This is a genomic window from Flavobacteriales bacterium (genome assembly GCA_026129465.1).
Classification (GTDB): domain Bacteria; phylum Bacteroidota; class Bacteroidia; order Flavobacteriales_F; family PHOS-HE28; genus PHOS-HE28.
Window position 1 is genome coordinate 417790 of sequence record JAHCIA010000001.1, and the last position, 25616, is coordinate 443405.

At 63.4% G+C, this 25616-nt stretch carries 32 protein-coding genes; 19 read left to right on the top strand and 13 right to left on the bottom strand.

Annotation, left to right across the window (positions count from 1 at the left end):
* Nucleotides 1-34: 34 nt before the first annotated feature.
* Nucleotides 35-1063 (bottom strand): MoxR family ATPase, encoded by a 1029-nt coding sequence (locus tag KIT10_01725; protein MCW5897959.1) that lies wholly within the window; start codon nucleotides 1061-1063, stop codon nucleotides 35-37.
* A gap of 138 nt (nucleotides 1064-1201) precedes the next feature.
* On the opposite strand from KIT10_01725, the gene KIT10_01730 reads away from it, so the two are divergent.
* Complete coding sequence (locus tag KIT10_01730) at nucleotides 1202-1609, top strand: nucleoside triphosphate pyrophosphohydrolase family protein (GenBank protein MCW5897960.1); 408 nt, start codon at nucleotides 1202-1204, stop codon at nucleotides 1607-1609.
* A 61-nt stretch (nucleotides 1610-1670) separates the two neighbouring features.
* A complete protein-coding gene (locus tag KIT10_01735) occupies nucleotides 1671-2177 on the top strand; it encodes a DUF4442 domain-containing protein (protein ID MCW5897961.1) in 507 nt (168 codons plus the stop codon).
* On the opposite strand, the gene KIT10_01740 is transcribed toward KIT10_01735, so the two are convergent.
* From KIT10_01740 to KIT10_01750, 3 genes are all read right to left on the bottom strand, one after another.
* The gene (locus KIT10_01740; GenBank protein MCW5897962.1) at nucleotides 2178-2786 is read right to left on the bottom strand and encodes a PorT family protein; all 609 of its coding nucleotides are present in this window, start codon (nucleotides 2784-2786) and stop codon (nucleotides 2178-2180) included.
* Nucleotides 2787-2849: 63 nt separating this feature from the next.
* Nucleotides 2850-3338: a 6,7-dimethyl-8-ribityllumazine synthase gene (locus KIT10_01745; protein MCW5897963.1), complete on the bottom strand. Its 489-nt coding sequence runs from the start codon at nucleotides 3336-3338 to the stop codon at nucleotides 2850-2852.
* Between the two features lie 55 nt (nucleotides 3339-3393).
* A complete protein-coding gene (locus KIT10_01750) occupies nucleotides 3394-4083 on the bottom strand; it encodes a tetratricopeptide repeat protein (GenBank protein ID MCW5897964.1) in 690 nt (229 codons plus the stop codon).
* A 217-nt stretch (nucleotides 4084-4300) separates the two neighbouring features.
* On the opposite strand from KIT10_01750, the gene KIT10_01755 reads away from it, so the two are divergent.
* From KIT10_01755 to KIT10_01765, 3 genes are all read left to right on the top strand, one after another.
* Nucleotides 4301-5437 carry a DNA replication/repair protein RecF gene (locus tag KIT10_01755; protein ID MCW5897965.1) on the top strand — a complete coding sequence of 379 codons (1137 nt, stop codon included), beginning with the start codon at nucleotides 4301-4303 and terminating at the stop codon, nucleotides 5435-5437.
* Entirely contained in the window at nucleotides 5406-5696 is a 291-nt protein-coding gene (locus tag KIT10_01760) for a DUF721 domain-containing protein (protein ID MCW5897966.1), read from the top strand. Before KIT10_01755 ends, KIT10_01760 begins: the two co-directional genes overlap by 32 nt.
* Before the next feature lie 678 nt (nucleotides 5697-6374).
* A complete protein-coding gene (locus KIT10_01765; protein MCW5897967.1) occupies nucleotides 6375-6836 on the top strand; it encodes a hypothetical protein in 462 nt (153 codons plus the stop codon).
* Here the strand turns inward: KIT10_01765 and KIT10_01770 are convergent.
* On the bottom strand, nucleotides 6817-7212 hold the full coding sequence (locus KIT10_01770; GenBank protein MCW5897968.1) for an IS5 family transposase: 396 nt from the start codon (nucleotides 7210-7212) through the stop codon (nucleotides 6817-6819). The genes KIT10_01765 and KIT10_01770 overlap by 20 nt on opposite strands.
* Nucleotides 7143-7583 carry a transposase gene (locus KIT10_01775; protein MCW5897969.1) on the bottom strand — a complete coding sequence of 147 codons (441 nt, stop codon included), beginning with the start codon at nucleotides 7581-7583 and terminating at the stop codon, nucleotides 7143-7145. Before KIT10_01775 ends, KIT10_01770 begins: the two co-directional genes overlap by 70 nt.
* Before the next feature lie 155 nt (nucleotides 7584-7738).
* Between KIT10_01775 and KIT10_01780 the strand changes: the two genes are divergently transcribed.
* From KIT10_01780 to KIT10_01800, 5 genes are all read left to right on the top strand, one after another.
* Complete coding sequence (locus tag KIT10_01780) at nucleotides 7739-8287, top strand: T9SS type A sorting domain-containing protein (GenBank protein MCW5897970.1); 549 nt, start codon at nucleotides 7739-7741, stop codon at nucleotides 8285-8287.
* 46 nt (nucleotides 8288-8333) lie between these two features.
* A complete protein-coding gene (locus KIT10_01785) occupies nucleotides 8334-8810 on the top strand; it encodes a hypothetical protein (protein ID MCW5897971.1) in 477 nt (158 codons plus the stop codon).
* Between the two features lie 173 nt (nucleotides 8811-8983).
* On the top strand, nucleotides 8984-9925 hold the full coding sequence (locus KIT10_01790; protein MCW5897972.1) for a T9SS type A sorting domain-containing protein: 942 nt from the start codon (nucleotides 8984-8986) through the stop codon (nucleotides 9923-9925).
* 73 nt (nucleotides 9926-9998) lie between these two features.
* Nucleotides 9999-10796, top strand: coding sequence for a hypothetical protein (locus KIT10_01795; GenBank protein ID MCW5897973.1), 798 nt, complete (start codon nucleotides 9999-10001; stop codon nucleotides 10794-10796).
* 63 nt (nucleotides 10797-10859) lie between these two features.
* Nucleotides 10860-12332, top strand: a complete 1473-nt coding sequence (locus KIT10_01800; protein MCW5897974.1) for a tail fiber domain-containing protein — start codon at nucleotides 10860-10862, stop codon at nucleotides 12330-12332.
* A gap of 65 nt (nucleotides 12333-12397) precedes the next feature.
* On the opposite strand, the gene KIT10_01805 is transcribed toward KIT10_01800, so the two are convergent.
* Nucleotides 12398-12817, bottom strand: a complete 420-nt coding sequence (locus tag KIT10_01805) for a nucleoside-diphosphate kinase (protein MCW5897975.1) — start codon at nucleotides 12815-12817, stop codon at nucleotides 12398-12400.
* A gap of 129 nt (nucleotides 12818-12946) precedes the next feature.
* On the opposite strand from KIT10_01805, the gene KIT10_01810 reads away from it, so the two are divergent.
* The 5 genes from KIT10_01810 (at nucleotide 12947) to KIT10_01830 (ending at nucleotide 17259) form a co-directional block, all read left to right on the top strand.
* Nucleotides 12947-13834 (top strand): hypothetical protein, encoded by an 888-nt coding sequence (locus KIT10_01810; GenBank protein ID MCW5897976.1) that lies wholly within the window; start codon nucleotides 12947-12949, stop codon nucleotides 13832-13834.
* An 8-nt stretch (nucleotides 13835-13842) separates the two neighbouring features.
* On the top strand, nucleotides 13843-14448 hold the full coding sequence (locus KIT10_01815; protein MCW5897977.1) for a hypothetical protein: 606 nt from the start codon (nucleotides 13843-13845) through the stop codon (nucleotides 14446-14448).
* Between the two features lie 383 nt (nucleotides 14449-14831).
* A complete protein-coding gene (locus KIT10_01820; protein ID MCW5897978.1) occupies nucleotides 14832-15857 on the top strand; it encodes a bifunctional oligoribonuclease/PAP phosphatase NrnA in 1026 nt (341 codons plus the stop codon).
* On the top strand, nucleotides 15854-16387 hold the full coding sequence (locus KIT10_01825) for an FKBP-type peptidyl-prolyl cis-trans isomerase (protein ID MCW5897979.1): 534 nt from the start codon (nucleotides 15854-15856) through the stop codon (nucleotides 16385-16387). The genes KIT10_01820 and KIT10_01825 overlap by 4 nt, the downstream gene beginning before the upstream one ends.
* A complete protein-coding gene (locus KIT10_01830) occupies nucleotides 16384-17259 on the top strand; it encodes an FKBP-type peptidyl-prolyl cis-trans isomerase (protein MCW5897980.1) in 876 nt (291 codons plus the stop codon). Before KIT10_01825 ends, KIT10_01830 begins: the two co-directional genes overlap by 4 nt.
* A gap of 4 nt (nucleotides 17260-17263) precedes the next feature.
* Here the strand turns inward: KIT10_01830 and KIT10_01835 are convergent, their stop codons facing one another.
* Together KIT10_01835 and KIT10_01840 are read right to left on the bottom strand one after the other, a co-directional pair.
* Nucleotides 17264-17947: an SAM-dependent methyltransferase gene (locus KIT10_01835; protein MCW5897981.1), complete on the bottom strand. Its 684-nt coding sequence runs from the start codon at nucleotides 17945-17947 to the stop codon at nucleotides 17264-17266.
* A gap of 56 nt (nucleotides 17948-18003) precedes the next feature.
* Nucleotides 18004-18477 carry a low molecular weight phosphotyrosine protein phosphatase gene (locus tag KIT10_01840; protein ID MCW5897982.1) on the bottom strand — a complete coding sequence of 158 codons (474 nt, stop codon included), beginning with the start codon at nucleotides 18475-18477 and terminating at the stop codon, nucleotides 18004-18006.
* Between the two features lie 340 nt (nucleotides 18478-18817).
* On the opposite strand from KIT10_01840, the gene KIT10_01845 reads away from it, so the two are divergent.
* Genes KIT10_01845 through KIT10_01855 form a run of 3 tightly spaced genes read left to right on the top strand, consistent with a single transcriptional unit; the run spans nucleotide 18818 to nucleotide 20755 of the window.
* Entirely contained in the window at nucleotides 18818-19291 is a 474-nt protein-coding gene (locus tag KIT10_01845; protein ID MCW5897983.1) for a T9SS type A sorting domain-containing protein, read from the top strand.
* Nucleotides 19291-19638, top strand: a complete 348-nt coding sequence (locus KIT10_01850) for a delta-60 repeat domain-containing protein (GenBank protein ID MCW5897984.1) — start codon at nucleotides 19291-19293, stop codon at nucleotides 19636-19638. Before KIT10_01845 ends, KIT10_01850 begins: the two co-directional genes overlap by 1 nt.
* The gene (locus KIT10_01855) at nucleotides 19619-20755 is read left to right on the top strand and encodes a delta-60 repeat domain-containing protein (protein MCW5897985.1); all 1137 of its coding nucleotides are present in this window, start codon (nucleotides 19619-19621) and stop codon (nucleotides 20753-20755) included. Before KIT10_01850 ends, KIT10_01855 begins: the two co-directional genes overlap by 20 nt.
* A gap of 60 nt (nucleotides 20756-20815) precedes the next feature.
* Here the strand turns inward: KIT10_01855 and dnaA are convergent, their stop codons facing one another.
* A complete protein-coding gene (gene dnaA / locus KIT10_01860) occupies nucleotides 20816-22246 on the bottom strand; it encodes a chromosomal replication initiator protein DnaA (protein MCW5897986.1) in 1431 nt (476 codons plus the stop codon).
* 401 nt (nucleotides 22247-22647) lie between these two features.
* Between dnaA and KIT10_01865 the strand changes: the two genes are divergently transcribed.
* Nucleotides 22648-23058 carry an acyl-CoA thioesterase gene (locus KIT10_01865; protein MCW5897987.1) on the top strand — a complete coding sequence of 137 codons (411 nt, stop codon included), beginning with the start codon at nucleotides 22648-22650 and terminating at the stop codon, nucleotides 23056-23058.
* Here the strand turns inward: KIT10_01865 and KIT10_01870 are convergent.
* From KIT10_01870 to ribD, 3 genes are read right to left on the bottom strand one after another with little or no spacing between them, the layout of a single operon-like run.
* Nucleotides 23043-23651, bottom strand: coding sequence for a YigZ family protein (locus KIT10_01870; GenBank protein ID MCW5897988.1), 609 nt, complete (start codon nucleotides 23649-23651; stop codon nucleotides 23043-23045). The genes KIT10_01865 and KIT10_01870 overlap by 16 nt on opposite strands.
* The gene (locus KIT10_01875) at nucleotides 23651-24505 is read right to left on the bottom strand and encodes a DMT family transporter (protein ID MCW5897989.1); all 855 of its coding nucleotides are present in this window, start codon (nucleotides 24503-24505) and stop codon (nucleotides 23651-23653) included. The genes KIT10_01870 and KIT10_01875 overlap by 1 nt, the downstream gene beginning before the upstream one ends.
* A complete protein-coding gene (ribD, locus tag KIT10_01880; protein ID MCW5897990.1) occupies nucleotides 24493-25578 on the bottom strand; it encodes a bifunctional diaminohydroxyphosphoribosylaminopyrimidine deaminase/5-amino-6-(5-phosphoribosylamino)uracil reductase RibD in 1086 nt (361 codons plus the stop codon). The genes KIT10_01875 and ribD overlap by 13 nt, the downstream gene beginning before the upstream one ends.
* Nucleotides 25579-25616: the final 38 nt, after the last annotated feature.

Consider the following 25616-nt stretch of genomic DNA (forward strand, 5'->3'; position numbering starts at 1 on the left):
CGGTTCCATGGCACATGGACGTATGGGCCGATGATCAGGGCACTTCCACCGTGTTCAGCACACGGTCGATGATCTCCTGCACGGTGATGTTCTCGGCCTCGGCCTCGTAGGTGAGTCCGATGCGGTGGCGCAGCACATCGGGGCACACGGCGCGCACGTCCTCGGGGATGACGTAGCCGCGGTGCTTGGTGAAGGCCCAGGCCTTGGCGGCGAGCGCCATGTTGATGCCGGCGCGCGGGCTGCCCCCGAAGGCGATCAGCGGCGTGAGGTCGGCCAGCTTGTACTGGTCCGGCCGGCGCGTGGCGTGGGTGATGTCCACGATGTACTGCTCGATCTTCTCGTCCATGTACACCTCGCGCACGAGCTTCCGCGCGGCGAGGATCTCCTCGGGCCGCACCACCTGCTGCGGTTGCTCCAGACCGCCGGGCCGCACGTTCTGGCGGATGATGAGTTTCTCCTCGGCGTGGCGCGGGTAGTCGAGCACCACCTTCATCATGAAGCGGTCCATCTGCGCCTCGGGCAGGGGATAGGTGCCTTCCTGCTCGATGGGGTTCATGGTGGCCAGCACCAGGAAGGGCTCGGGCAGGCGATGCGTCTCGGGACCGATGGTGACCTGGCGTTCCTGCATGGCCTCCAGCAGGGCGCTCTGCACCTTGGCCGGCGCGCGGTTGATCTCGTCGGCGAGGACGAAGTTGCTGAAGACGGGTCCCTTCTTCACGGTGAACGCCTCGTCGCGCTGGCTGTAGATCATGGTGCCGATGAGGTCGGCCGGCAGGAGGTCGGGCGTGAACTGGATGCGGCTGAAATCCACCGCCACGGTGCGGGCGAGCGCCTTGATGGCCATGGTCTTCGCCAGGCCGGGCACGCCCTCCAGCAGGATGTGCCCGTCGGCCAGCAGGGCCGTCACAAGCTTGTGCACCATGTCCTTCTGCCCCACGATCACGCGTGACATTTCGCGATCGATGAGGTCGACGAAGGCGCTGCCCGCCTGGATGCGGTCGTTCAGCGCGCGGATGCTGTCGGTGGTGGCCGTACCGGGGCCTGTGGCGAGGGTCTCTTCCATGGTGTCTCGGTGTTGGTCGGGGCCTACGCCCACAAGGGGAACGCACAAAGTTGACCGGAGCGCGAAAGGTGGTCCAAGGCCATGCAGTTAAAGTGTGTTAACCCCATCATAGGCCGATATGCGGCTACATTCGAGGCCATGCGCGACACGTCACCGCTCTCCCTGGCCGAAGCCATCGGCCACGTACGCACCTTCCATGAGGCTTTCGGCATCACCAACGCCAAGGCGCCGCTCGGGGCCATCGGCGACCGCGAAGCGCTGCTGCGTTACAAACTCATCCGCGAGGAGAACGAGGAATACCTGGATGCGGCCCTGCGCGGCGACCTGACCGAGGTGGCCGATGCGCTCGGCGATATCCTCTACATCCTTTGCGGCACCTTGCTCAAACACGGCTTGGAGCACAAGATCGACGAGGTCTTCCGCGAGATCCAACGCAGCAACATGAGCAAGCTGGACGCCGACGGCAGGCCCATCTACCGCGATGATGGCAAGGTGATGAAAAGCGACCGCTATACGCCGCCGGATATCGCCGCGATCCTGAAGTAGAAATTGGTTGTCCGTTGTCGGATGCCCGGCACGGACGACCGACAACGGACAACCCTTCCCCATGCACCTTCCCACGCTTCTCCGCAAAGCCCGCCATTCCGCCTTCACGCGTTGGTGGATGAACCATGCGCTGGACTGGATGATCCCCTTCAACGCCCCGCACGGTTTCCGGGTGGTGCCCATGAAGGAGGGCGGCATCCGGGTGGAGATCCCCTGGTGGCGGGTGAACCGCAACCACATCAAGGGCATCCACGCCTGCGCCATGGCCACCGCGTCCGAAATGTGCAGCGGGCTGTCGTTGCTGGAGCACCTGGACCCCAAGGCGTACCGGCTGATCATGCGCAGCCTGCGGATGGACTACCACTACCAGGCGAAGCAGCGTGCGCATGCCACCTGCGTGCCCGGCTTGGCGGACATCGAGCGGCAGGTGCTCGTGCCCTTGCGCAACAGCGAGGTGGCGGACTTCACCAGCACCGTGGAGGTCCATGACCAGGCGGGCAAACACCTGGCCACGGGCACCATCACCTGGCAGGTGAAGCGCTGGGACAAGGTGCGCACGAAAGTGTGATCAGCTCTTGCCCGGGATGCGATAGGCGAAGGTGAGCGCGTAGACCACGTTCTGCAGGCGCTGGATGCGGTCGAAGGGCGTCACGCTCGTCATGGCACGCACGTCGAAGGCCCAGCGCTCGCCTTCGAGACCCATGCCCACCAGTCCGCTCATCTGCAGCTTGCGGCCGTTGATGGGCGTGTTGAATTTGAAGTCCCAGAGCAGTTCGTTCTCCTGCCAGGTGCGCGAGCGGCCGCGCAGGAAGTAGCCCACACTCGGGCCCGCCAGCAGGTAGATGCCGTTCTCGTTCTTGTCCAGGCTGGCCTTGATCAGGATCGGCACCTCCAGATAGTGATAGGTCTGCCGGTTGCGCACGGCCTGCGCGGGATTGCGGTTGGCGAAGCCCTTGGTGAGGTAGAGGATCTCCGGCATCAGGCTCACCTGCGGATGCAGCGGCGCCTCGAAGTGCCATCCCACCAGCGGCCCGGCCATCAGATCGCCCGTGTTCTGGAAAAGTCCGCCGGCGCTCAGCGTGGCGAAGGCCGGGCCGAAGCGCGGCCCCATATGGCCGGTTTGCGCGGCGATGGCGAAAGGAAGCAGGGCGAAAAGATGGAGGAGTGTTCTGCGCATGGTCATGTGTTTCATGGCCAGGAGTGGCAGGTACGAAGATCGGGGATCCGGGGGCAAGGGTGATCAGCCGCCCTCCTTCAGCGCGGCCATCTTCAGCGCGGCCACGGCGCAATCCACGCCCTTGTTGCCGTGGCGCCCGCCGCTCCTTGCACGGGCCTGCTCCAGGTTGTCGTCGGTGAGCACACCGAAGATCACGGGCATGTTGTATTTGATCCCCACGGCCATGATGCCCTGGGTGGTGCCCTGGCACACATAGTCGAAGTGCGGCGTTTCGCCACGCACGATGCTGCCCAGGCAGATCACGGCCGTGAAGCCGCCACGTTCGATGAGCACCTGCGCGCCCATGGCCAGTTCGAAGCTGCCGGGCACCCAGGCTTCCACCAGATCGGCCTCGGCCACACCATGCTTCAGCAGGGTCTCCCGCGCGCCACGCCGCAAGGCATCGGTGATCTCCAGGTTCCACTCGCTCACCACGATGGCGAAACGGTGGCCCGCACCGGAGGGCACCGTGGCGGGGTCGTAGTGGGAGAGGTGTTTGTCAGCTGTGGACATGGTGTCATGCGCCATCCAACATCCAACGGCTCAACAGGCCGGCGACCCAAGGCCTTCAACCACCCAAAGCCTCCGACCTCCCCGCATACTTGCGCGCCTGGTTGGCCTCGCTGCTGTTGGGGAACTCGCTGGCGATGCGGCGGAAGGCCTTCGCGGCGGCGCGGTGGTCGCCCGCGCGCTGGTGGATCAGACCGGCCTTCATCAGGAAGAGCGGCGTGGTGAACTCGTTGCGGTGCATGCCGGCGGCCTTCTCGAACTGCTTCACGGCATCGGCCTCGCGGCCCAGTTCCACGTAGGCGTCGCCGATGGCGGCCACGGCCAGGGCGCGGAGCACATCGTCCTTCACCTTGGCCTTCTGGTAGTGGTCCACGGCCAGGTCGTATTCGCCTTTCTGCATGTAAATGCTGCCCAGGTAGTAGTGGGCCAGCTTGCCGGCGGGCGTTCCGCCGTAGTCGCTGGCGATGGCCTGGAAGCCCGGCCACTGGTCGTCGCCATCCAGGGCCTTGTCCAGCGAGTCCACCTCGAAGTAGTACTCGGCTTTCCACATCAGCTCGCTGGCCTCCTGCGCGCGCGGCTCGGCGATGAACTTGCGGTAGCCCAGCAGCAGGGCCACCACCACCACCAGGCCCGTGGCGCCATAAGTGATGGCCTTCTTGTTGCGGTCCAGGAAAAGCTCGGTACGGCTGTACACCTCGCCCAGGTCCATATCCTGCGTGCCGGTGTCGTTGCTGGTCTTCTTGCTCATGTATGGGGCTGGCCCGCCAGGGGGAGGGCTTTTTCAGCGAGGCGCAAAAATAGACCTTTCGGGGACTTGCGCTCAGGGAGCATGGGCGCTCATGAAGGCACGAAGACACGGAGGCCACGACCAGGGTGCTTGTCGCTGGTCCAACCTGTACATGGCCATGGCCAGTGATACGCCCCGGACCGCCCCCCTCCGCGCGCCGGTTACCTTTGGCCGCGTCATGCGCTTCCACCTGTCCCGCCTGCATGTGCTGGCCTTCCGCAACCACCGGGAGATGGCCCTGGACCTGGGGCCGGAGGTGAATTGCTTCACCGGACCCAACGGGGTGGGCAAGACCAACCTGCTGGACGCTGTGCACTACCTGGCGCTGGGCAAGAGCTACTTCGAGCCGCAGGACCAGCACAACATTCGCCACGGCGAGGAGCAGTTCATGGTGCAGGGCGTGGTGCCCACCGCCGAGGGCGATGACACCATCCTCTGTGCTGTGCGGCGCGGGCAGCGCAAGACCCTCAGCCGCAACCGCAAGGAATACCCGCGCCTGGCCGACCACGTGGGCCGCTACCCCGTGGTGATGATCACGCCCTACGACGGTGTGCTGGTGCTGGAGGGCAGCGAGGTGCGCCGCCGTTTTCTGGACGGTCTCATCGCACAATTCGACAAGGGCTATCTCGAAGCCTTGATCCGCTACAACCGCGCGCTGCAGCAGCGCAACGTCCTCTTGAAGCGTTTTGCGGAGCAGGGCGGCGGGTCCGCGCAGGCCCTGGAGCCCTGGGATATGCAGTTGGTGTCGCTGGCCACGGTGATCCATGGTGCGCGGCGGGCCTTCATGGACGAGCTTTCACCGCTGTTGCATGCGCATTATGCCGCCATCAGCTCGGGGCCGGAGGAAGTGTCGATCACCTACCGTTCCGCGCTGAACGATGGCGAGATGTCCACCCTGCTGTCCGCCGCCTGGGAGCGCGACCGTTCCGCGCAGCACACCACCGTGGGCATCCACAAGGACGACCTGGAATTCGGCATCGGCGATCGCCCGCTGAAGCGCTTCGGTTCGCAGGGCCAGCAGAAGACCTTCCTCATCGCGCTGAAGCTCGCCCAGTTCGACCTCACCCGGGAACGTTCGGGCATCCGCCCCATCCTGATGCTGGACGACATCTTCGACAAGATCGATCCGCAGCGCATGCGCCACCTGCTGGCCATGTTGGCGGGGCAGCGTTTCGGGCAGGTGCTCATCACCGACACCGACGCCGCCCGCCTGCACCAGGCCCTGGATGGGCTGGGGCTGGAGGTGCGCTTCTTCGGCCTGGACCATCAACCTTCCATCCCCCATGAAGAGATCCAACGAGCGGTCGCTACATGAGGCCTTGGGCGACCTGGTGGACGACGCCGGGATGCGCGAGAAGATGGACGAACTGGACATCGCCACGGCGTGGGACCAGCTGGTGGGCGCCATGGTGGCGCGGCACACCGTATCGCTGCGGTTGAAGCAGGGGCGACTGCGTGTGCGCGTGGATTCCGCGCCGCTGCGCCAGGAACTCACCTATTTGCGCACCGACCTGCTGGCCAGGCTGAATGAGCACGCCGGCCGCGATGTGGTGAAGGAGATCGTGCTGGAGTGAGCGGTGATGGCCGCCGTTGGAGTTGTTCATTCTCCCTGCCGCTTGGGATGCACGGATCCCGATGGATACAAGCGAACGATCTCCATTCGGCCATGAAATGTGTGTCTCAGGATATGTAATAGTTCCAACAAGATGATATGAAGTATCGCACATATCCTTGGTGGATGCCAATTGGATCCCTATGTTCGAAAGGTTGAAACTGCGATACCCTGTTTCCGGGAGGGTGTTCCGCAGGTTGGAGAAGGCCGAAGTCAAACCCATGGCGATCCATGGACCTGGATCACAGCACATACCACCGCAACAGGCCAGGCGCAGCATCCAAGACGGCAGCGGGTGCGCGCGCTCCGTCACCGCGACGAAGTGACCGGTCTCTCTCTCTACAATGACGCGGCCTGCACGGGCTGCACAGAAGAAGCCCCCGGTGCTTGGAACACCGAGGGCCTTGGTCGCTCATGTCCCACCAAATTCTGACGTAAGATGAACACAAGCTGAAGCAAAGGTACAGACCCTTGGGGAGCAGGCGCTTGCCCCAAGGGCGCCGGGTACGGCGGGCGGGCCACAGGCTCGCCCGCACGGGCAGGCAGCGCATCCATGGTGGTGCGCTGTCTACCTTACCCAGGAGCGCCAGCATGTTTCTGGGCCGGAACGATGCTTCCGGCTGATACGAACAAATACACGATGCGCACCGCCTATACATACATCCGCGAGCATGATCTGCTGCTTGTAGCGGCCTTTGTGATGGCGGCTTTCTGCATACCCAACACCAGCCACAGCCAGAACTTGGTACCCAATCCCGGGTTCGAGGAAACCGATAGCTGCACCTTCGGGCTGGGGCTAGGTCAACTGCACTATTGGTATAGTGCTTACCTCACTCCGGATCATTTGCAAAGCTGCCTTCCATACGGGTCGGCGAATGGCTTGCCTATGAACCAGTTCACCTACCAGCAGCCGTTCGAGGGAAGTTCCTGTGCAGGCTTACATACCTACGATGGTGATAGCGGTCAGGAGTGGCGTGAATGGCTCATGGTTCCCATGCTGGACACCATGGAGCCGGGCCAGACCTACTACTGTAGTTTCCGGGCGAATGCAGCATTCGGTGGGAATGTGACTAGAAGCCATCTCAAAATAGTTTGCGCATGAGGATCATGGCACAAGCGAGCTGGACGAAGCCCAGGAAGTTGATGCTGTGATACTCGTAGCGGACCACAGTACGCCTGAAGTTGTTGAGCCAGGCGAAGCATCGCTCCACCTTCCATCTCCGCTTGTATCTGCGAAGCTCCCTTCCATCTTGGGATTTTGAACGCCCTGCGCGGTTCGGTGCGATCATGCGGACCTTCCTGCGCTTGAGCTTGCGATCGAGCTGATCGCTATCGTAGGCCTTGTCGCCGATGAGCACTTGGGGCAATTCTTCCATGAAACGCGCGGCCAGCGTTTGGGTCACGAGCTTCACTTCGTGGGTGCTGGCTCCGAAGGTCCGTACGGCGATAGGAAGACCAGCAGCGTCTGTGACGACCATGATCTTGGTGCCTTTACCTCGCTTAGTCGGGCCGATATGGAGCCCCCTTTTTTGGCACTGGAGAAGGTGCCATCGATGAAGCATTCTGTGATGTCGATCTTCCCTCTTCGTTTGAGGTCCTGCGCCAAGGCCCACAGCACCTTGTCCCATACGCCCTGCTGACACCAGCGCTGGAAGTACCGATGGCACGACTGGTAAGGAGGGTAGCGCGGTGGAAGATCCTGCCATCTGGCTCCTGTCCGGCAGATCCATAATACCCCATTGAACACCTCCCGAGCATCCAGTGGCTTCCTGCCACGCGTCTCGGTCCTCTCTTGAATAGGTGAGAGCAGGTCCTTGACCGCTTCCCACTGGGCGTCCGTGCAGTCCATCGTTTTGGACATCGAAAGAGGACATGCACGGTGAAAGGATCAAGACCCTCCCTTCTTCGGTTGTCAAACGCCCGTTGTTCATGGCTCAGGACACCTCAACTATTTTTGAGATGGCCTCTAATCCGAATATTTGGCTGGCTAGTAGCCATCTGGGCATGCTTTTCACCACGTACGACCGGCGGTGGAACTGGGGGGATCCCTATCCCGCAGCCTTGGACCAGGCGCACATCCTGTACCCGCAGATCCTGAGCGATACGGTGGGCTGGACCTTGGTGAGCGGCAGTTTCGTGGCGGACAGCGCCTACTGGTACCTGATGATCGGCAACTTCTTCAGCAACGCGCTCACCGACACGCTCCACTTTGCACCACCAGGTCCAACATGGAATGCTTACAGTTACACGCTGGTGGATGCGGTTTGCGTGTCGCCCACACCGGATGGTTGCGAGCGGAGCCAAAGTCTGGACGAAGTGAGCGATGCAGGTCCGTACGTGTATCCGAACCCAGCCAGGGATGTGCTGGTGATCGGTAACGCGGCAGGTGCCGAAGCGGTGGTGCTGGACATGCTGGGCCAGCGGGTGTGGAGCGGCAGGGTGGGCCATGATCGCTATGCGGTGGACGTGGGCAACTGGGCACGTGGTGCGTATGTGTTGCAGGTGCATGATACACGCGGAGCGCGTGTCGTGAAGTTCGTATTGGCCGAATAGGGAGCATCGTTCCGGTCCTTTCGATGAACCGAAAACACGAAAGGACATGAGAACGAACGACTTCTTGAAGCACCTGATACTGGGTGCGCTGTTGCTCACCACCGGCAAGGTGGCGGGGCAAGTGACTACTGCCAATAACGTGGCTAACGCCGGAACCGATTTCCTGGGTTGGGACAACACCTTTCCGGCCAACAATTTCCCGCTGCGGGTGCGGCATGATCTGAACCAGCCGATCGAGTTCTACACGCACAACATCCAACGGATGCGGTTGAACCATACGGTGACCTACACGCTGGGCTCCTTCGCCACACCAGCGGCGGACGGCTACCTGGGGCTGAGTCCGAACAACAGCCTGTGGCCCACCAACAAGGGCCCCTTCAGCCGCTTGCACCTGCACGATGGCAGTTCATCGCCACTGGAGCAGGTCTACCGGCCGTGGATGGACAACGGCATCACCTTCACGGGCAACCGCGACCAGCGCTCCGTGGGCGCGATACGGCCCCGGCCCAACGCCCCCTGCTGAGGGCCGGGGTACCCAACCGACACGCGCTGCTGAAGTGGAGTAGGCAGCGCAACGCCCCCTCGGGGCGGTCCTATCTTCACGAGCGGGCACGGCGCCACGGCCCGGGCGCCCTGCACGACCAACCACGGGCTTTGAAAGGAGAACAAACCATGCTCAGAGCACTCCTTCTTTCCTTGACCACTCTCGCCCTCGCAATGATGGCGACGGCACAGACCAACCTCGTTTTGAACGGATCCTTCGAGGACACGGTCTTCTGCTCCACACCCACCCAATGCACGCTGCTGAAAGCCGTGGGCTGGTACAACCCCAACACCGCCACGCCCGATGTGTGGGACTGCGATCTGGACCGGATCTGCGGAAGCGCCATGTACCCGACCGGACCGAACGCACCGTACTTCCAGCTTTCACATGAAGGTGATCGGCACGCGGGCATCTACCTGATGCTTACACCGAACGGCTCCACACGTGAATACCTCATGACCAGGCTCAGCGCCCCCATGGTGGCTGGTGCCGGGTACGAGGTTTCGTTGTGGCAGGTGCGCAGGCGCTGGCGCTATGCCATCGACCACATCGGGGTATGGTTCGGGCAGGACAGCCTGTTCGAGGCCACACCCAACTGGTTGAGCGTGACACCCCAGATGCGGCTGCGCCACCCGGAAAGCCCATACCTGTTGGAAGGTTTCGTGTGGGAACAATTGGCGGACACGTTCGTTGCGCAAGGCGGTGAGCAGTGGATGGTGATCGGCAACTTCGATCCGTTGGGAACGGTGGACTACATCGACCTGTCACCCGGTGGATCGCCCGTGTCCTACGCCTATCACTTCATCGACCAAGTGGCCGTGCGACCTATCGAGAAAGGAACGGGTATCGCACCGGCCCAACTGCAGACCCATTGGCAGGGCGATGGCTGGTGGCTGCGTTGGCCGCCGGACCTGCGACCGGATCGCGTGCGCCTGTTCGATGCCGCTGGCCGTTTGGTCTACGAAGAGCGGATCACAGCGCATGGAGGCACGCTCCGCTTGTCCTGGCCAAATGGCTCGCAGGGGATCTACCTGGTGGTGCTGACCGGTACCGGCTTGAAGCTGACCGCGCGCGTGGCCGCCATGGGGCGGTAGGTGATGAAGTCAAGCAAGGAAGAAGGAGGCTTTGGGCGCAATACCCGAAGCGATGAAACGAACGATGATCGCCATGCTGCTTAGCGCAGGCATGGCCAGCATGCAGGCACAATGGATGGAGACAGGCAATTTCGGCCTGAATGCCGTGACCAACTTCTTGGGCAACACGGATGCGGTGCCGATGAACATCCGCACGGAGGATATCCGGCGGTTCCGGCTGAACTACGATGAGGTGTACGCCATCGGCCCCTTCGGCGGGCAGGTGAAGAACGGCAGCCTTCTGCTGAGCCCGGTGGTGGACCAGTTCTACGGCAATGGCGCACCGGGGCCCTACAGCCTGCTGCATTTGGCAGCAGCCAACAACAACGCCCAGGAGGGCAGCTACCGGCCGTGGATGAATACGGGCATCACCCTTACGGGCAATGCCGACCACCAGTACATCGGGCAGAAGGCCGGCGAGTTGGACTACACCGACCTGGTGATCCACTGGAGCGACAACCCCGGGGAGTTCCTCAAGGACCGGCTGCGCTTCATCTTCACCAGCGGGTACGATGCGGGTGCCGCCAGCGGCGCCCAGAGCACCGAAGGGCTGGAGTTCATGCGCTTCTTCCCGGACCGGTATGAGAACCCGCTCATCGGCATCGGCGATTTCTACGCGGCCAACCTTGCCGACCCCACCATCACCGAGCCCACCGAACGCGTGGACCTGCTCAATGGCCGGCTGCGCATCCGGCAATTGCCCACATCCGCTCCCATGGACACGCTGTATCGCTTCATGGTGGTGGACCAAACGGGCGTGGTGCATTGGCGCAACATTCCGCCGGGCACTTTGGGTTGCGAGTGGGACCAGGTGATCGGCCCCAACCACTAGCGCACGGCCTGGGCCGGCGCGCCCGGCGGTTGCCCCGGGGAAACCAGCCGGGTGGGCATCGGCATGGATACCACGCCAGGGGGCAAGCTGCATGTGCTGGCCACGCCGGGCAGCGAAGCGGCCACGGCGTTGCTTGTGAACCAACAGGGTACGACAGGCACCACCTACGGCCTTGATGTGACGAATAATGAACCTTCGCTGGGATTCAACCCGGGTATCGCATATGGCATACGCTCCAGGGTGAAGAATGCCGCCATCGCCTATGGTGTGCATAGCTCGGTGAGCAATACATCAGGGCAGAGCGGAACGAACAGGATGTGGGGTGTTTACACCTATAGCCATGCCTTCAGTCCAGCCATTGGGGCCGGAGGCGTCTATGGGGGAGTGGCCGCTGCGGCCAATGCGAGCGTGAACGAAATTCTCGGGGGGCAGTTCCGCATCGAAATGGGACCTGGCAATGCACATGGCACCGTACGAGGTGTGGACGCGAAAATTGTCCCCAGTAGCAGTACCGCCACCACGGTCCATGGTGGATATTTCGAGGCGGCCAAGGGAACGACCGGGACCTACGGCGTTCAAGCCCTCGCGCTTGGCGCCGGTGTGGGCCAAAGTTGCGGCGTGCTTGCATCAGGCAACCAAGCTGGATCGTTCAACTATGGGGTGATGGCTTCCAGTTCGAGCATTGTCCAGGGATCCACCAACTACGCGGTACATGCAAGGGTCTCAGGAGGTACAGGAACACGCTACGGCCTTTATGCCCAAGCTCCTGTGGACGCCAACAGTTACGCGGGTTACTTCAACGGAGATGTTCACGTGACGGGGACCGGCTACCATCCTGGCGGTGTGTGGACGCCTTCCGATGCGGAGCTGAAAACGGGTGTGGAAGATCTTCAAGGGGCCAGTGCGACCCTGGCACAGCTCACACCCAAGACCTACCACTACTTGGCGCAAGAACACTTGAGCGCCGCTTTACCTGAGGGTATGCAAGCTGGCTTGATGGCCCAGGACCTTCAGGATGTCCTGCCCCAGTTGGTCCGGGAGATCAGCATTCCGGCATTGCTGGATACCCTGGGTGTTGAACTCGCGCCTGCCGAAACGATCATGGCCATCAACTACACGGGCCTGGTGCCGTACTTGATCGCGGCGTTCAATGAGCAACAGAAACGCCTCGACCAGCTTGAAGAGTCCTTGGCCGCCTGCTGCGCCCAGGACACCGACAAGTCCTACCAGCCCGGGCCGATGGACGGCTACGGCCAGGTGAAGCAGGACCCCGCCCTGGAGCGTTGGCTGCGCATCGATCCCAACCCCTTCACCGACGCCACCACCGTGCGCTACACGCTGGAACACGCGGGCCGCGTGCAACTGCTGGTGAACAGCGGCGACGGCAAACAACTCCAGGTGCTGCATGAAAGCCTGGCCTCCGCGGGCGACCACCGCTACGACTGGCACACCGCGCACCTGACGCCGGGCGTGTACTATGTGACGCTGCTGTTGGACGGCGAACCGCTGGTGAAGCGGGCGGTGAAGGTGCGGTAGGTAATCCTGGCCACGACCGATGCGATCCGGGTCAGCCCCGGATCGCATCGGTCCCCGGCGGCCGCTCAGAACCGCTCCCTGCCGCTGAAGAAGAAATTCGCCTCGATCTCCGCGTTCTCGTCGCTATCGCTGCCATGCACGGCGTTGCGGGCCTTGCTTTCGGCGAAGCGCTTGCGGATGGTGCCCTCGGCGGCCTGGGCCGGGTCGGTGGCGCCGATCAGCGCGCGGAAATCCTCCACGGCGTTGTCCTTCTCCAGGATGGCGGCGAAGATGGGCCCGCTGGCCATGTACTCCACCAGTTCCCCGTAGAAGGGGCGCTCGCGGTGCACGGCGTAGAAGGTGCCGGCCTCCTGCCGGGACAGCCGCGTGAGTTTCAAGGCCACGATGCGGTAGCCGCCATCGGTGATCGCGTCGATGATCTTGCCGGCCTGGCCCGCGGCCACCGCCTCGGGCTTGATCATCGTAAAGGTCCTGTTGCCTGCCATGGGGATGTTGAAAAAGCCGCGCAAAAGTAATCGGCCATGCGGAAGTGGCGGCCCGGCGGCGCATGTTCCTTCGTGGCACGGTACGGCCCCACGGACCGCCGTGCCCACATCCCCGGACAGACCATGAGCATGCGAACCCTGATCGGCATCCTTCTACCGGCCCTGCTGCTGCCCGCCTGCGGTGGCGGTGAAACGGCGCAGGACAGCGCGCCCGGCCTGGTCATCGGCGGAGAGGACGCCGGTGCCAACAGCACCAGCCTCTATCAGATGCCCACGCCCAACGAACTCTTCAGCCTGGTGCGCGACATGGCCGGCGATGGCCACCGCCGCATGCTGAACCCCGCGGCACATGCCGATCGCTACGTGAGCCGCCGGGCCCGGGCGGTGAACTTCGGCGTGTACAGCACCGATCTGGTCTACGCCAGCTACTTCAAACTGAACGTGGAGGTGGCCCGCTACTACCTCACCACCAAGAAGCTGGCGGAAAGCCTGGGCCTCACCGGGGCCTTCACCGATGCGGACTTCGTGCGCCTGGAAGCCAATCTCACGCGCGGCGATTCCCTGGAGGTGATCAGCAACCAGGCCTACATGCGCGCCTACGAGAAGTTGCAGAACGAGGACATGGGCGCCACCCTGGTGATGGTGCTGGCCGGGGGCTGGGTGGAGAGCATGCACCTGGTGATCCGCCAGATCGAGGCTTTCGGCACCAGCGAAGCGCTGGTGGCTCGCATCGCCGAGCAGAAGGTGACCCTGGAGCACCTGCTGTTCATGATGGAACCCTACCTCACCGACCCCGACGTGGCCGCGCTCCATGGGCGCCTGCAGGGGATCCAGGGCATCTACGACGGCATCGCCGTGAAGCGCAGCGCCCCCCCGGACCGGTCCACCTCGGGCCGCATGGTGCTGGGCGATGAGACCCGCCTGGACCTCGGCCCCGAGCAATACCAGGAACTGGTGCGCGCCGTGGACGCCCTGCGCGAAGAACAGACCCGCCCCGAGGACGGCGACAACGCATGACCATGGCCATGGTACGGAAGCATCCCCTCATCACCCTGGCGCTGGCCCTCGCGGTCACGGCGCCAGCATTGGCACAATCGCCCTGCACGGACTACCACAAGTACAACTGCGGACGTTCCCCCGACAAGCGTTTCTCCCTGAACGGCCAGAGCAAGAGCGCCGCCATCCAGGTGGGCCAGGAGACCGAGTTGAACATCATCATCTACCGCGGTCAGGACTACCGCATGTCCATCTGTGCCGATGCGCGCATCCTGGGCGAGGAAATGGCGATCAGGCTGGTGGAGAAGGTGCGCGAACCACGCGACAAGGAAGAAGTGGTGGTGACCCAGGAGCCCGTGCTGGACGGCGACGGCAACCCCACGGGCGAGATGCGCGAGGTGCGCACCCGCCAGAAGCAACGCGTCTTCGAGGAGGTGGAGAAGGTGCTGTGGGACAACACCGCGCACGACATGGTGCAGGAAGTGGAGTTCTCCTGTACCGCCACCAAGCGCATCGCCGTGAAGATCATCGCGCCCGGCGCCACCAAGCCCAAGCGCGGCCAGCAGTTCGACATCGGCTGCGCGGGCATCCTGGTGGAGCACATGCCCACGCCGGGGCTGGGGTTCAAGAAGTGACACGGGATCAGTGTCCTGGTCTGCCGAAAAGGATGGAAGGCCATGGTCATGTCCACCTTTTGCTTCGCCAAAAGGTGGAGTCAAAAGGCGACCACGATCCAAGTCCAGACGGCTCGGCTACCGCACATGCTCTACCCACGGGCACGCCGACCGCCTGTCCCATGCCTGGCGGCATGCAGGCGCGCTCGCCTGCCGAAGGCAGGGATCGTGGAAACCAGCCGCACGCTGGACCCGGCAGGTCGGTGCGTGCCCTTTGCCGCTGCGCGTGAGCAACACGTTGTACTTGTCGCTCAGGACGGGATCCAGCTTGCGCCGGATCACTTGGATCAGGGCGGATCGGTACAAGAGGTGGCACGGGCCGCGCGGCTACCTTTGGCCCCCGCATGTCCGCGCATTACGCCTCTCCCGAACGCGTCGCCCCCCTGCGCGAACTGCTGGCGGTCCCACGCCGCATCGCCATCACCACGCATTACAACCCGGATGGCGACGCCATGGGATCCAGCCTGGGGCTGGCCGGTGTGCTGAAGGCCATGGGCCACACCGTGCACGTGGTGCCGCCCAACACGCCCCCGCCCAACCTGCACTGGCTGCCGGGCCATGCGGACATCCTGCCGCACGACAAGATGCCCGCGCAAGCCCTTCAGGCCATGGCCGATGCGGAGATCGTCTTCGCGCTCGACTTCAACCGCACCGATCGTGTGCATGAGTTGGAAGCCGCATTGAAGGCCGCACCCCTCAAGGTGCTCATCGATCACCACCGCGACCCGGAGGACTTCGCACAACTCACCTTCAGCGACCATGACGTGTGCTCCACCTGCGAGATGGTGTACGACATCGTGGAAGCCCTCGGCGCCGCATCCTCGATCGATCGTGATGCGGCCACCTGCCTGCTCACCGGCATCATCACGGACACCGGATCGTTCCGCTACCCCAGCACCACGCCACACACCCTGCGCGTGGCCGCGGCGTTGATGGAACATGGCATCAGCACCGAGACCATCCACCACGCGGTGATGGACGACAACAGCGAGGAACGCATGCGTTTGCTGGGCTTCACCCTGCACGAGCGCCTCACGGTGCTGCCCGAACTGGGCACGGCGATCATCCGCCTCAGCGTGGACGATCTGCAGCGCTTCAACTACAAGCCCGGCGATACCGAGGGCTTCGTGAACCAGGGCCTCGCCATCCAAGGGGTGAGACTCGCGGCCTTTTTCCTCGAAAGACCCAACGAGGTGAAATTGAGCCTGCGGTCCAAAGGCGCCCTGCCGGTGGACCAGCTGGCGCGTGCGCACTTCGCCGGCGGTGGTCACCGCAACGCATCAGGCGGCCGTGGCACGGACGGCCTGGACAACATGGTGAAGCGTTTCATGCAAGTGCTGCCGGACTTCATCGCCCAACATCCCGCATGAAAGTCCTTCCACTCGCCTGGATCGGTCTGGCCATGGCCTGTGGCGGCGGTGATGGTCGTTCGCCCGTGACGCATCGCGAAGTACCCGACCAGGAGACGCGCATCCAGGAGAACCGCGACGCCATCCGGCTGGAGGACCGCGACCTCAAGCTTTATGCGCAGCGTGAAGGATTGGAGCTGCAGGCCACGGGTGGAGGTGTGCGGTACCGGCTGTGGCGCGATGTGGAAGGTCCGGTGGTGCGGCCGGGCGAGTGGGCCATCGTGAACTACCGCCTGCAACTGCTGAATGGGGATACCATCTTCGCCAGCACACCCGGCAGGCCCGAAGCCTTCCTGGTGGAGATGGACGATGTGGAGAGCGGCCTGCACGAGGGCATCCAGCTGATGTCGCCCGGCGACAGCGCCATCCTGCTGATACCGTCCTACCGCGCGCATGGCCTCATCGGCGACATGGACCGCATCCCGCCGCGCAGCACGGTCATCTACCACATCGGCCTGGTGAAGGTCTCCGGCAAGCCCCAGGGCAAATGAGCCGTCGTCCGGTGTTGTTGGGCCTTGTGCCCTTGCTGCTGGCCGCCTGCTCGCGTTCGCCCTACCCGGACTACAAGCGCGTGGACCGCGACATCCACATCAGGTTGCTGGCTTTGGGCGATGGCGATGAGCGTGCGGTGGACGGCGACAGCATCGAACTCGATCTGCGCATCGCGGCCTGGGGCGGGGAGCCGGGCTCCTGGTACAGTACGCGCCGCTGGTATGCCGCGAAGGATCTGCGGCAGGAGGCTTTCACCGAAGTGCTGCAGCGCCTGCGTTCCGGCGACAGCCTGAGCATGATCACCACGGCCGCACGATTGCCCTGGGAGCAGTTGGCACCCGGGGCCCACGCCACACCGGCCGATACCACCCGCATGATCCTTGAAGTGGCCCTGCGCACCATCCGCACACCGGCCATGATCCGCGCCGAGGCCGAACGCCTGCGCATCACCGATCCCGAAGCCTACGAGCGGCGGCTCATCGAAGCCTGGGTGGCGCGGACCGGTGATGTCTATGAGCCCTGGGGCACCAGCCTGTTGCGTTACCGCATCACAGGCGTGGCGCGTGACACCGCACGTATACAAATGGGCGATCCGGTGCTGGTGGAATGGCGCGGCGAAAGACTGGAGGACGGTGTGGTGATCGACGACACCGGCCGCAACGGGCAGCCTTTCAGCTTCCGCTATGGCGATCCCGACCAGGTGATGAAAGGCATTGAAACGGCGGTGATGCTGCTGCGCGAAGGGCAGGAGGGAAGCTTCGTCATCCCCAGTGCCATGGCCTTCGGTGCACGCGGCATCGATGGACTGGTGGAGCCGCACAGCCCGGTGGTGTACACCGTGCGACTGCTGCGCGTGGAGCGCGGAACGTGAGCGTTCACACGCCCAGGATGAACACCGCCGGCCGCTTGCCGATGGGCCGGTACACCTTGCGCCAGGTGGCGATGTCGTGGGTGACCACCGAACCGCTGGGTTGGGTCAGGTCCACCGCCACGGCGAGCAGCGTGCCGGGCACGCAGCTGCGCAGCAGATCCTCCATCATCGCATCGTTGCGGTAGGGCGTTTCAATGAAGAGCTGTGCGGCACCAGTGCGTTGCGCCTCCCTTTCCAGGCGCTGGATGGCCTGCCGCCGTTCGCGTGCGTCGCGCGGCAAATAGCCATGAAAGGTGAAGGCCTGTCCATTCAAGCCGGAAGCGGCGAGCGCGAGCAACAAGGAAGATGGACCGGTGAGTGGCACCACGGTGATGCCTTGCGCATGTGCCGCGCGCACCAGCTTGGCGCCCGGGTCGGCGATGCCCGGCATGCCCGCCTCGCTGAGGATCGCCGCGTCGCGCCCATCGCGCAGCAAGGCGATCAACCGCTGCGCATCGTGGTCGTCGCTGTCCTTGTCGAAGCGGTGGATCTCCTGCGCGGCGAGGTCGATGGTGGGCAGCATGCGCCGCAACATCCGCCGTGCGGTCTTCTCCTCCTCGGCGAACCACAAGCCGATGCGCCCCGCGATGGCCAGGTTCTCCGGAGGCAGTTGCTCCACACCGCCGGCCTCGCCCAGCCACACGGGCATCAGATACAAGGTGCCACTTCGTCCTGCCATGTTCTCCGCGACTTTCAACTTCCAACCTACCTGCGGTAGGCAGGCCCCTCAACTTCATCCAGAACAGCATCACAGGCCTCCACCAACATGTCGTACACCTCATCGAATCCTTCTTCACCGCCATAGTAGGGATCGGGCACTTCGCGATGCGGCAGGTGCGGCGCATAGTCCAGGATGGGCTTCACCTTCCTCGCCAAGGTCTGGTCCGGCGCCAGGCGCAACACGTTGCGCGTGTTGCTCGCGTCCATGGTCACGATCAGGTCGAAGCGCTGGTAGTCCTCCACGCTGAATTGCCGTGCGCGCAGGTCGCTGATGTCGATGCCCTGCCGCCGCATGGCCGCGATGGCGCGTTTGTCGGGCGCTTCGCCCACGTGGTAATCGCCTGTGCCGGCGCTGTCGGTGACGATGGTGATGCCGCGTTCACGCGCGCGATGCCGCAGCACGCCCTCGGCCATGGGGCTGCGGCAGATGTTGCCCAGGCAGACGGTGAGGATCTTCATGGGGCGAAGGTGTGGGATCCGAAGGGATAGTGTCATCCAAGGCGGTGGACAAGTTGGCGCGGAGGCAGCAGGTCATGGCAGATGCTGCTGCCCGCGAACACAGGAACGCATGCACGCGAACGCCGCCGTGCACGACCTGTGGATCTTCACCATGCCACACTGTGAAAAATCCCCATTGCGCTTATCCGCACTGCCGCTCGCCTGGCGCATGGGTATGCACTGCCCAGTTGCCGCAGCCTGAGCTGTTCGTTACATAACCCTTGACCGGTCTGGCGAAGTAGCGCCACCGCAACGAGCAACGGCGCACCTGCGGCGCATGGCGCGGGCTAATTTGCAGGCCATGGGAAGGCATGGTACCGGCCACGATAGGAGCGAACTGGACAGCACCGAGGTGGCCCAGCTGCAAGCCTTGATCAATGGCAAACACGACCGCCCGGCGGTGTGGGCGCAAAACATCCTGTGTTTCCACTACGGCCTGTGCCGCCCACCTTACACAGGTGGTGGCAACCTGGCGCCCAAAGCCCTGCCCTATACGCCCAAGGAAGTGGTGGAGACACCACGGCCCACCCTGATGTTGTACCCCAACCCGGCAACCATTTACGTGACCATGTACTACGACCTGAAGGCCGATGCGGACCACAGCCGCATGTTGATCCGGGACATCGGGGGAAGGGAAGTGGCGCAACGCCGCTTGGGCCATGCCGAGGGACAGGTGGTGTTGGACACCCGCCGCATGCCTCCTGGCGTTTACACCATTGAACTCCACAACGCAGGCCAACGCCAACTCACGGAAAAACTGGTGGTGCGACCCTGATGCGCACGATGCTGCATAGCACATGGCTGGTGGCGGCCATTCTGGCCGCCACCAGCGCTGTTGCGCAGCAGCCTTTCGGCTTGGATGCTTCGTTCAGGACAAGCATCCACGAGATCAATGTGAGTTCGATACTTCCATTGTCGGATGGGAAGATCATTGTTTCCGGGCGGATGCGCTTTCCAGGTGAAATGGAAGACAAGCGGCTTGCACGGTTGCTGCCGAACGGGCAGCGCGATGAGACATTCAATAACAGCGGACTAGGGGGGGGGGATCACTCCATGGCAGGACCGATTTTATGTGGCCGGGAATGTGATCGTGCGGCGGATCATGGAGAACGGCCAGAATGATCTCTCATTCGCCCTTGGTTCCGTTCCTACTATTCCTTACTTCACCCCCAGCCAAGGCGGCGACTACCACGTGTACCCCGATGGGCGGGTGCTGCTGAGCGGGGCGCACAGTGTGAACTATCCACAGGGTGGCTTCACTGGCACCCACCACTTGATCTGGTTCACCAACACTGGGCAGTTGGACACCACCCGCACACACCGAAAAGCCAATGCGGCGATATACAAGATCCACCAACTTTCCGATGGCCGCTTCCTGCTTAGCGGGGTGCTCACCCAATACGAAGGCACGCCGGTGGGTCGCATCCTGCGCGTCCACCCCGATGGCGAACTGGACACCACCTTCCACACCAGCATCTACTGGGGCCAGGCGGTGGGCTTCCACGAACTGCCCGATGGCCGCGTGCTGGCCGCGGGCCGCTTCCTGTTCCAGAACGACCCCGACACCCTGCACCTGGTGCGCCTGCTGCCCGATGGGCAATTGGACAACACCTTCAACAACCACCTGCGATCGTTGTACAATGGACAGTTCGGACCCACCGGTTTCTATCCATGGGGTGGCGTATTCCCTATTGATCAGGAACGGATGGTGGTGTATGGCGCATTCACCAGCATCGATGAGCAAGCGCGTGGCGGAATCGCCTTGGTGGACACCGCTGGGAACCTGCTGGACGCCCCCTTCGGCGAGGGGGGGTGTGGGCAGTATTTGTATGATGGCTCCACATTGCATGGTAGTATCGAGGGCATCACCATGGCCCCCGTTGGCCACTACTACATCTGGGGCGCCTACCACGGCTACGACGATGGCAGCACGCATGACCCACTGCAACGCATGGTAAGCCGGTTGTATGGGCTCAATGTGGGCGTGGAGGAACAGCAGGTGCTGCCCTGGCGGGTGTACCCGAACCCGGCCAGCACGCAGCTTACCGTGGAGTTGGAGCAAGTGCCACCGGGTGCCATGCTGCTGCTGCGCGATGCGCTGGGGCGTGCGGTGCGGCAGGAAGGCATCAGCGGGCACTACCACACGCTGGCTTTGCAGGGCCTGGGTGGTGGGCTGTACTTGCTGGAAGTGTGGCAGGGCGGCAAGCGGCTGGCGGCGGAGAAGGTGGTGGTGGAGTAGAAGCCATCAACAAGAAACCCCGGCATGCGCCGGGGTTCCCTTGTCCGTGATGGGCATTCCTCAGTGGATGCTCAGCTTCTTCTCCAGATCCTCCAGATAGCCTCGGAACTGTTTGTCGGTCTCCGAGAGGTTGTTCACCGTGCGGCAGGCGTGGAGCACGGTGGCGTGGTCCTTTCCGCCGCAGTGCGCACCGATGTTCGCCAGCGAGCTCTTGGTCATCTTCTTGGCGAAGTACATGGCGATCTGCCGCGCCTGCACCACTTCGCGCTTGCGCGTCTTGCTCTTCAGCAATTCGATCGGCAGGTCGAAGTAGTCGCACACCACTTTTTGGATGTAGTCGATCGACACTTCGCGCGCGGTGTTCTTCACGAACTTGTCGATCATCTGCTTCGCCAGGTCCAGCGTCACCGCCTTCTTGTTCAGCGAGCTCTGCGCGATGAGGCTGATCATGGCGCCTTCCAGTTCGCGGATGTTGGTGGTGATGCTGTAGGCCAGGTATTCCACCACCTCCTTGGGCAGGTCGATGCCCTCGGCGTACATCTTCTTCTCCAGGATGGCGATGCGCGTCTCCAGGCCGGGCGTCTGCAGGTCGGCGCTCAGGCCCCACTTGAAGCGGGAGAGGAGGCGCTGTTCCATGCCGGCCATTTCCACCGGCGCCTTGTCGCTGGTGATCACCAGTTGCTTGCCGCTCTGGTGCAGGGCGTTGAACACATGGAAGAACACGTCCTGCGTCTTCTCCTTGCCGGCGAGGAACTGCACGTCGTCGATGATGAGCACGTCCATCATCTGGTAGAACTGCGTGAAGTCGCCCACGGTGTTGTTCTTCACCGCCTCGATGAACTGCTGGGTGAACTTCTCGGCCGGCACATAGAGGATGGTCTTGTCCGGGTGGTGCTTCTTGATCTCGATGCCGATGGCATGCACCAGGTGTGTCTTGCCGAGACCGACCCCGCCATAGACGAGCAACGGATTGAAGGCGGTGCCGCCGGGCTTCTGCGCCACGGCGTAGCCTGCACTGCGCGCCAATCGGTTGCAGTCCCCTTCGATGAAATTGTCGAAGGAGTAGTTGGGGTTGAGGTGGCTTTCGATCTTGATCTTGCGGAGGCCCGGTATGATGAACGGGTTCTTGATCGGGCTGTTGGCCACATCGATCGGGAGGCTCACCGCCGGGTTGCGCGTGTCGCGCGCATGGCTGGTGGGCACCTTCACGGTGTACGGGTGGGCGCTCTGGAAGCCGTTCTCCATGATGATGGAATACTCCAGACGCCCTTCGTTCCCCAATTCCTTCTTGATGATCTTCTTCAGCAGCCCGATGTAGTGTTCCTCCAGCCATTCATAGAAGAACTGTGAGGGCACCTGGATGGTGAGCACGGATTCCTGCAGCTTCAAAGCCTTGATCGGTTCGAACCAGGTCTTGAAACTCTGCTGGCTGACGTTGTCCTTGATCACGCCCAGACACCGGTCCCAGATCTTCTCGTGGTCCTTCTTCATGGATGGGTCAGCGAGTTGATGGGTTCGTGGTGAGTGACGGGTGCCGTTCCTGAAGCGTCATTGATACGGTGGCGGTCGCCTCGGAACGGGGGGCAAATATGTGGGCAAGAAAGTGAAAAAAAAACGTGGGGGTCACTTGATGGGAAGGAAAATTTTACTTGCGCACGTTCCGGAACGCGTAGTGCTGGAACGCTTGTCCGGCGCGGGTTTCCGGAGGGGTGGCGATCGTCGGCCGCGCTCCTCCGGAGGATCGCCACTACGGCCTTCGCGGTCTTCTCCCGGCAAGCGTGGCTGGCGATCATGATGTGGCGGCTTGGCCTCGAAGGTACGCGAGTGGACACCCCCCGGCAATAGCGGACACACAATGGGAAGGGGAGCGTCGCGGACTAACTTCCGGCCCCATGTACACCCACGAAACGAAGCTGCGCGTGCGATACGGAGAGACCGACCAGATGGGCTTCGCGTACCATGGGGACTATGCCTCGTGGTTCGAGGTGGCCCGCGTGGAAGCCTTGCGGGACCTGGGTTTCCCGTACCGGCGGCTCGAGGAGGATGGTGTGCAACTGCCCGTCTTCGAGATGCATGCGCGCTTCCATGCGCCGGCACGCTATGATGATGCGCTCACCATCCGCACCACGATCCGCGAGCTTCCCGGCGTGCGTTTCACCTTCCATTACGAAGTGTACGGACCGGACGATGCGTTGCTCACCGAGGCGTCCACCACGCTGGTATTCATGGACCGCGCGACACGGCGACCACGGCGTGCACCACAGGAGTTGCTGGATGCCCTCGCGCCCTATTTCTCCTCCTGAGGGACCACCGTGACGGCCCGCATCGCATGTTCGCTGAGCAGCGTGCTGGTCGCCGAGCGCGGGACGCGTACCAGCAGTTCGCACCGTTCACCATAGTCGCCTGAGACCACTTCGCCGCCATGCGCGATCACCGCTGCGCGAAGCGGTTCGAGTTGGTCATACCCGCAACGCAACAGCAGGGTGTCGGTGACGATATGTTCCGCCTTGGGCGCGGCGTCGATCGCCAGATGCGCCGCTTCACCATAGGCCCGCACAAGTCCGCCCTTGCCCAGCAGCGTGCCACCGAACCAACGCACCACGATCACACCGCACCAGGTGAGGCCGGCCGCCTGGATGCGCGTGAGGATGGGCTTGCCGGCAGTGCCTGAAGGTTCGCCCGCGTCGTGCGCCCGGTGACGTTCGCCCGCATCACCCATCACCCAGGCGTAACAGAAGTGCCGCGCGCCGCGATGCTCTTTCACATACGCTTCCATGCGCGCATGGAACGATCCCTCATCGCGCACAGGAAAGGCGACGGCGATGAAGCGGCTGGCCTTCTCGCGCAATTGTCCGTGTCCTTCCCCGGCGAGTGTCAGGTAGCGATCGCCGGACATCAGGGCAGGGCTTGGAGGATGAGGACCAGCGCCAGCACCGAGCAGGCGATGCCGATGTACTGTCCGCGCCGTGGCCTTTCCTGGAAGAGCAGCACCGACAGCGCCACGCCGAAGAGGATCACCACGATGTTGATGAGCGGATACACGCTGCTGCTGGGCATGCCCGCATGCGCGAGCGCCTGGACCACGAAGTAGAGCGATGCATAGTTGACCACGCCGAGCAAGGTGCCGCCCACCCAGACGCGGTGCGAAAGAAAGGACGCATGCTTCCTGCCTGCGACGGCCCACAGGGTGCCGATGACACCGGCGCAGCCGAAGACCAGGGTGGGGAAGACCGCTTCGGTCTCCGGGGTGAGCCGCATGCGCTGTGTCCAGTTGATGCCGATGTCGATCACCGCGTTGCCGAGGAAGAGCATGGTGGGCAGTATCCACACGCCGCGCACCGCGCTCCGGTTCGGGACCCAGGATGAGAGCACCACGCCTGTCAGCGCCAGGGCGATGCCGGCCCACCCGAGCGGACCGGTGCGCTCGCCATAGAGGTACATGGCGAAGAGCACGGTGAGCACCAGGCTCATTTTGCTGGCCACGGCGGTGGCGGCCACACCGGCGCGTTGCGCGGAAAGTCCGGTGAGGTAGAAGATGGCGATGAACAGCACCCCGAGCAGCGCGCTGGGCAGGGCGATCGCTTCCAGCCCGGGCGCCTTCCAAGGTGCCGAGACCATCGAGCCGCAGATGAAGGCGGCGAAGTAGTTGACCACGATGGCCGGCAGCAGTTCCACACGGCGCTGCTCGAAGACCTTGAACAGCAGGAAGAGCAGCGCCATGAAGAAGGCGGCGGCGATCACCAGGGCCATGTGGGAAGGGGTGCGTGGGTGGCGATGGGTGACGCCGGGTCCAAGTGATGTTCGATCGTGTCCACATCGGAGACGACCGTGCGGAGCGGAGCAGTGGAGATCACGGGTGCCGGGGTGCCATCACCGAAGCGTGGCCTTCCCTGGATGATGCGCGTTTCATCCCACAGGCCGCGTTGGAGAAAGGCATGGTGCAGTTGCGCACCACCCTCCACCAGCAAGGAGCGGATGCCACGCCGGTGCAGTTCGTGCAACACCTGGTCCAGGGGATCGGCGTCGTCTTGCAGCAGATGCTGTTCAATGGCAGGTCCGGTCCGTGGGGTCCTGGTGAAAAGCAGGGTGGGGGCTTGGCTGTCGTACACCTGTGAAGCATCCGGTGTGATGCCGTTGCGGTCGATCACCACACGCAGTGGATGGCGGCCGGGCACGTGGCGCACGGTGAGGGAGGGATCATCGTGCACCACCGTGCGGCTTCCGACCAGAATGGCCTGCTCCATGGCGCGCCAGCCATGCGTCACCACATCCGTGGCCGCACAGGTGATCCGCTGCACGCCGCGTTCCGTGCGCGGACGCTTGTCCAGGAAGCCGTCCGCCGAGCGCGCCCACTTGAGGATGATATAGGGCCGCTTCTCCTGCACGGACATCAGGAAGCGCCGGTTCGTCCAGCGTGCTTCGTGCTCACCAACGCCGACCGTCACCTTCACGCCGGCACCACGGAGTTTGGCGATCCCACGTCCCGCCACTTCAGGGAAGGGGTCCTCGTGCGCCACCACCACCCGCTGCAAGCCGCGTGCGATGAGCAGATCCGCACAGGGGGGCGTCTTGCCCTGGTGGCTGCACGGCTCCAAGGTCACATAGAGTATGGCATCGGCCGGCAATTGACCATCGCCCAAGGGGCGCAGGCATTCCACCTCCGCATGCGGCCCGCCGAACGACTTGTGCCAGCCTTCCGCGAGGATGCGGCCACCGGACACGAGCACCGCGCCCACCAGGGGATTGGGCGCCACCGCTCCGCCACCGAGCCGCGCCAGTTCCAGCGCGCGCCGCATGAAGGTCTCGTGATGGGCGGTGTTCATCGCGGCAAAGGTCAGGCATCTGGGCCGCTACTTTTGCG

Coding starts and splice junctions, on each gene's coding strand:
- KIT10_01725 (MCW5897959.1), bottom strand. CDS start 1,063: ATGGAAGAGACCCTCGCCACAGGCCCCGGTACGGCCACCACCGACAGC.
- KIT10_01730 (MCW5897960.1), top strand. CDS start 1,202: ATGCGCGACACGTCACCGCTCTCCCTGGCCGAAGCCATCGGCCACGTA.
- KIT10_01735 (MCW5897961.1), top strand. CDS start 1,671: ATGCACCTTCCCACGCTTCTCCGCAAAGCCCGCCATTCCGCCTTCACG.
- KIT10_01740 (MCW5897962.1), bottom strand. CDS start 2,786: ATGCGCAGAACACTCCTCCATCTTTTCGCCCTGCTTCCTTTCGCCATC.
- KIT10_01745 (MCW5897963.1), bottom strand. CDS start 3,338: ATGTCCACAGCTGACAAACACCTCTCCCACTACGACCCCGCCACGGTG.
- KIT10_01750 (MCW5897964.1), bottom strand. CDS start 4,083: ATGAGCAAGAAGACCAGCAACGACACCGGCACGCAGGATATGGACCTG.
- KIT10_01755 (MCW5897965.1), top strand. CDS start 4,301: ATGCGCTTCCACCTGTCCCGCCTGCATGTGCTGGCCTTCCGCAACCAC.
- KIT10_01760 (MCW5897966.1), top strand. CDS start 5,406: ATGAAGAGATCCAACGAGCGGTCGCTACATGAGGCCTTGGGCGACCTG.
- KIT10_01765 (MCW5897967.1), top strand. CDS start 6,375: ATGCGCACCGCCTATACATACATCCGCGAGCATGATCTGCTGCTTGTA.
- KIT10_01770 (MCW5897968.1), bottom strand. CDS start 7,212: ATGGTCGTCACAGACGCTGCTGGTCTTCCTATCGCCGTACGGACCTTC.
- KIT10_01775 (MCW5897969.1), bottom strand. CDS start 7,583: ATGGACTGCACGGACGCCCAGTGGGAAGCGGTCAAGGACCTGCTCTCA.
- KIT10_01780 (MCW5897970.1), top strand. CDS start 7,739: ATGCTTTTCACCACGTACGACCGGCGGTGGAACTGGGGGGATCCCTAT.
- KIT10_01785 (MCW5897971.1), top strand. CDS start 8,334: ATGAGAACGAACGACTTCTTGAAGCACCTGATACTGGGTGCGCTGTTG.
- KIT10_01795 (MCW5897973.1), top strand. CDS start 9,999: ATGCTGCTTAGCGCAGGCATGGCCAGCATGCAGGCACAATGGATGGAG.
- KIT10_01800 (MCW5897974.1), top strand. CDS start 10,860: ATGGATACCACGCCAGGGGGCAAGCTGCATGTGCTGGCCACGCCGGGC.
- KIT10_01805 (MCW5897975.1), bottom strand. CDS start 12,817: ATGGCAGGCAACAGGACCTTTACGATGATCAAGCCCGAGGCGGTGGCC.
- KIT10_01810 (MCW5897976.1), top strand. CDS start 12,947: ATGCGAACCCTGATCGGCATCCTTCTACCGGCCCTGCTGCTGCCCGCC.
- KIT10_01815 (MCW5897977.1), top strand. CDS start 13,843: ATGGTACGGAAGCATCCCCTCATCACCCTGGCGCTGGCCCTCGCGGTC.
- KIT10_01820 (MCW5897978.1), top strand. CDS start 14,832: ATGTCCGCGCATTACGCCTCTCCCGAACGCGTCGCCCCCCTGCGCGAA.
- KIT10_01825 (MCW5897979.1), top strand. CDS start 15,854: ATGAAAGTCCTTCCACTCGCCTGGATCGGTCTGGCCATGGCCTGTGGC.
- KIT10_01830 (MCW5897980.1), top strand. CDS start 16,384: ATGAGCCGTCGTCCGGTGTTGTTGGGCCTTGTGCCCTTGCTGCTGGCC.
- KIT10_01835 (MCW5897981.1), bottom strand. CDS start 17,947: ATGCCCGTGTGGCTGGGCGAGGCCGGCGGTGTGGAGCAACTGCCTCCG.
- KIT10_01840 (MCW5897982.1), bottom strand. CDS start 18,477: ATGAAGATCCTCACCGTCTGCCTGGGCAACATCTGCCGCAGCCCCATG.
- KIT10_01845 (MCW5897983.1), top strand. CDS start 18,818: ATGGGAAGGCATGGTACCGGCCACGATAGGAGCGAACTGGACAGCACC.
- KIT10_01850 (MCW5897984.1), top strand. CDS start 19,291: ATGCGCACGATGCTGCATAGCACATGGCTGGTGGCGGCCATTCTGGCC.
- KIT10_01855 (MCW5897985.1), top strand. CDS start 19,619: ATGGAGAACGGCCAGAATGATCTCTCATTCGCCCTTGGTTCCGTTCCT.
- dnaA (MCW5897986.1), bottom strand. CDS start 22,246: ATGAAGAAGGACCACGAGAAGATCTGGGACCGGTGTCTGGGCGTGATC.
- KIT10_01865 (MCW5897987.1), top strand. CDS start 22,648: ATGTACACCCACGAAACGAAGCTGCGCGTGCGATACGGAGAGACCGAC.
- KIT10_01870 (MCW5897988.1), bottom strand. CDS start 23,651: ATGTCCGGCGATCGCTACCTGACACTCGCCGGGGAAGGACACGGACAA.
- KIT10_01875 (MCW5897989.1), bottom strand. CDS start 24,505: ATGGCCCTGGTGATCGCCGCCGCCTTCTTCATGGCGCTGCTCTTCCTG.
- ribD (MCW5897990.1), bottom strand. CDS start 25,578: ATGAACACCGCCCATCACGAGACCTTCATGCGGCGCGCGCTGGAACTG.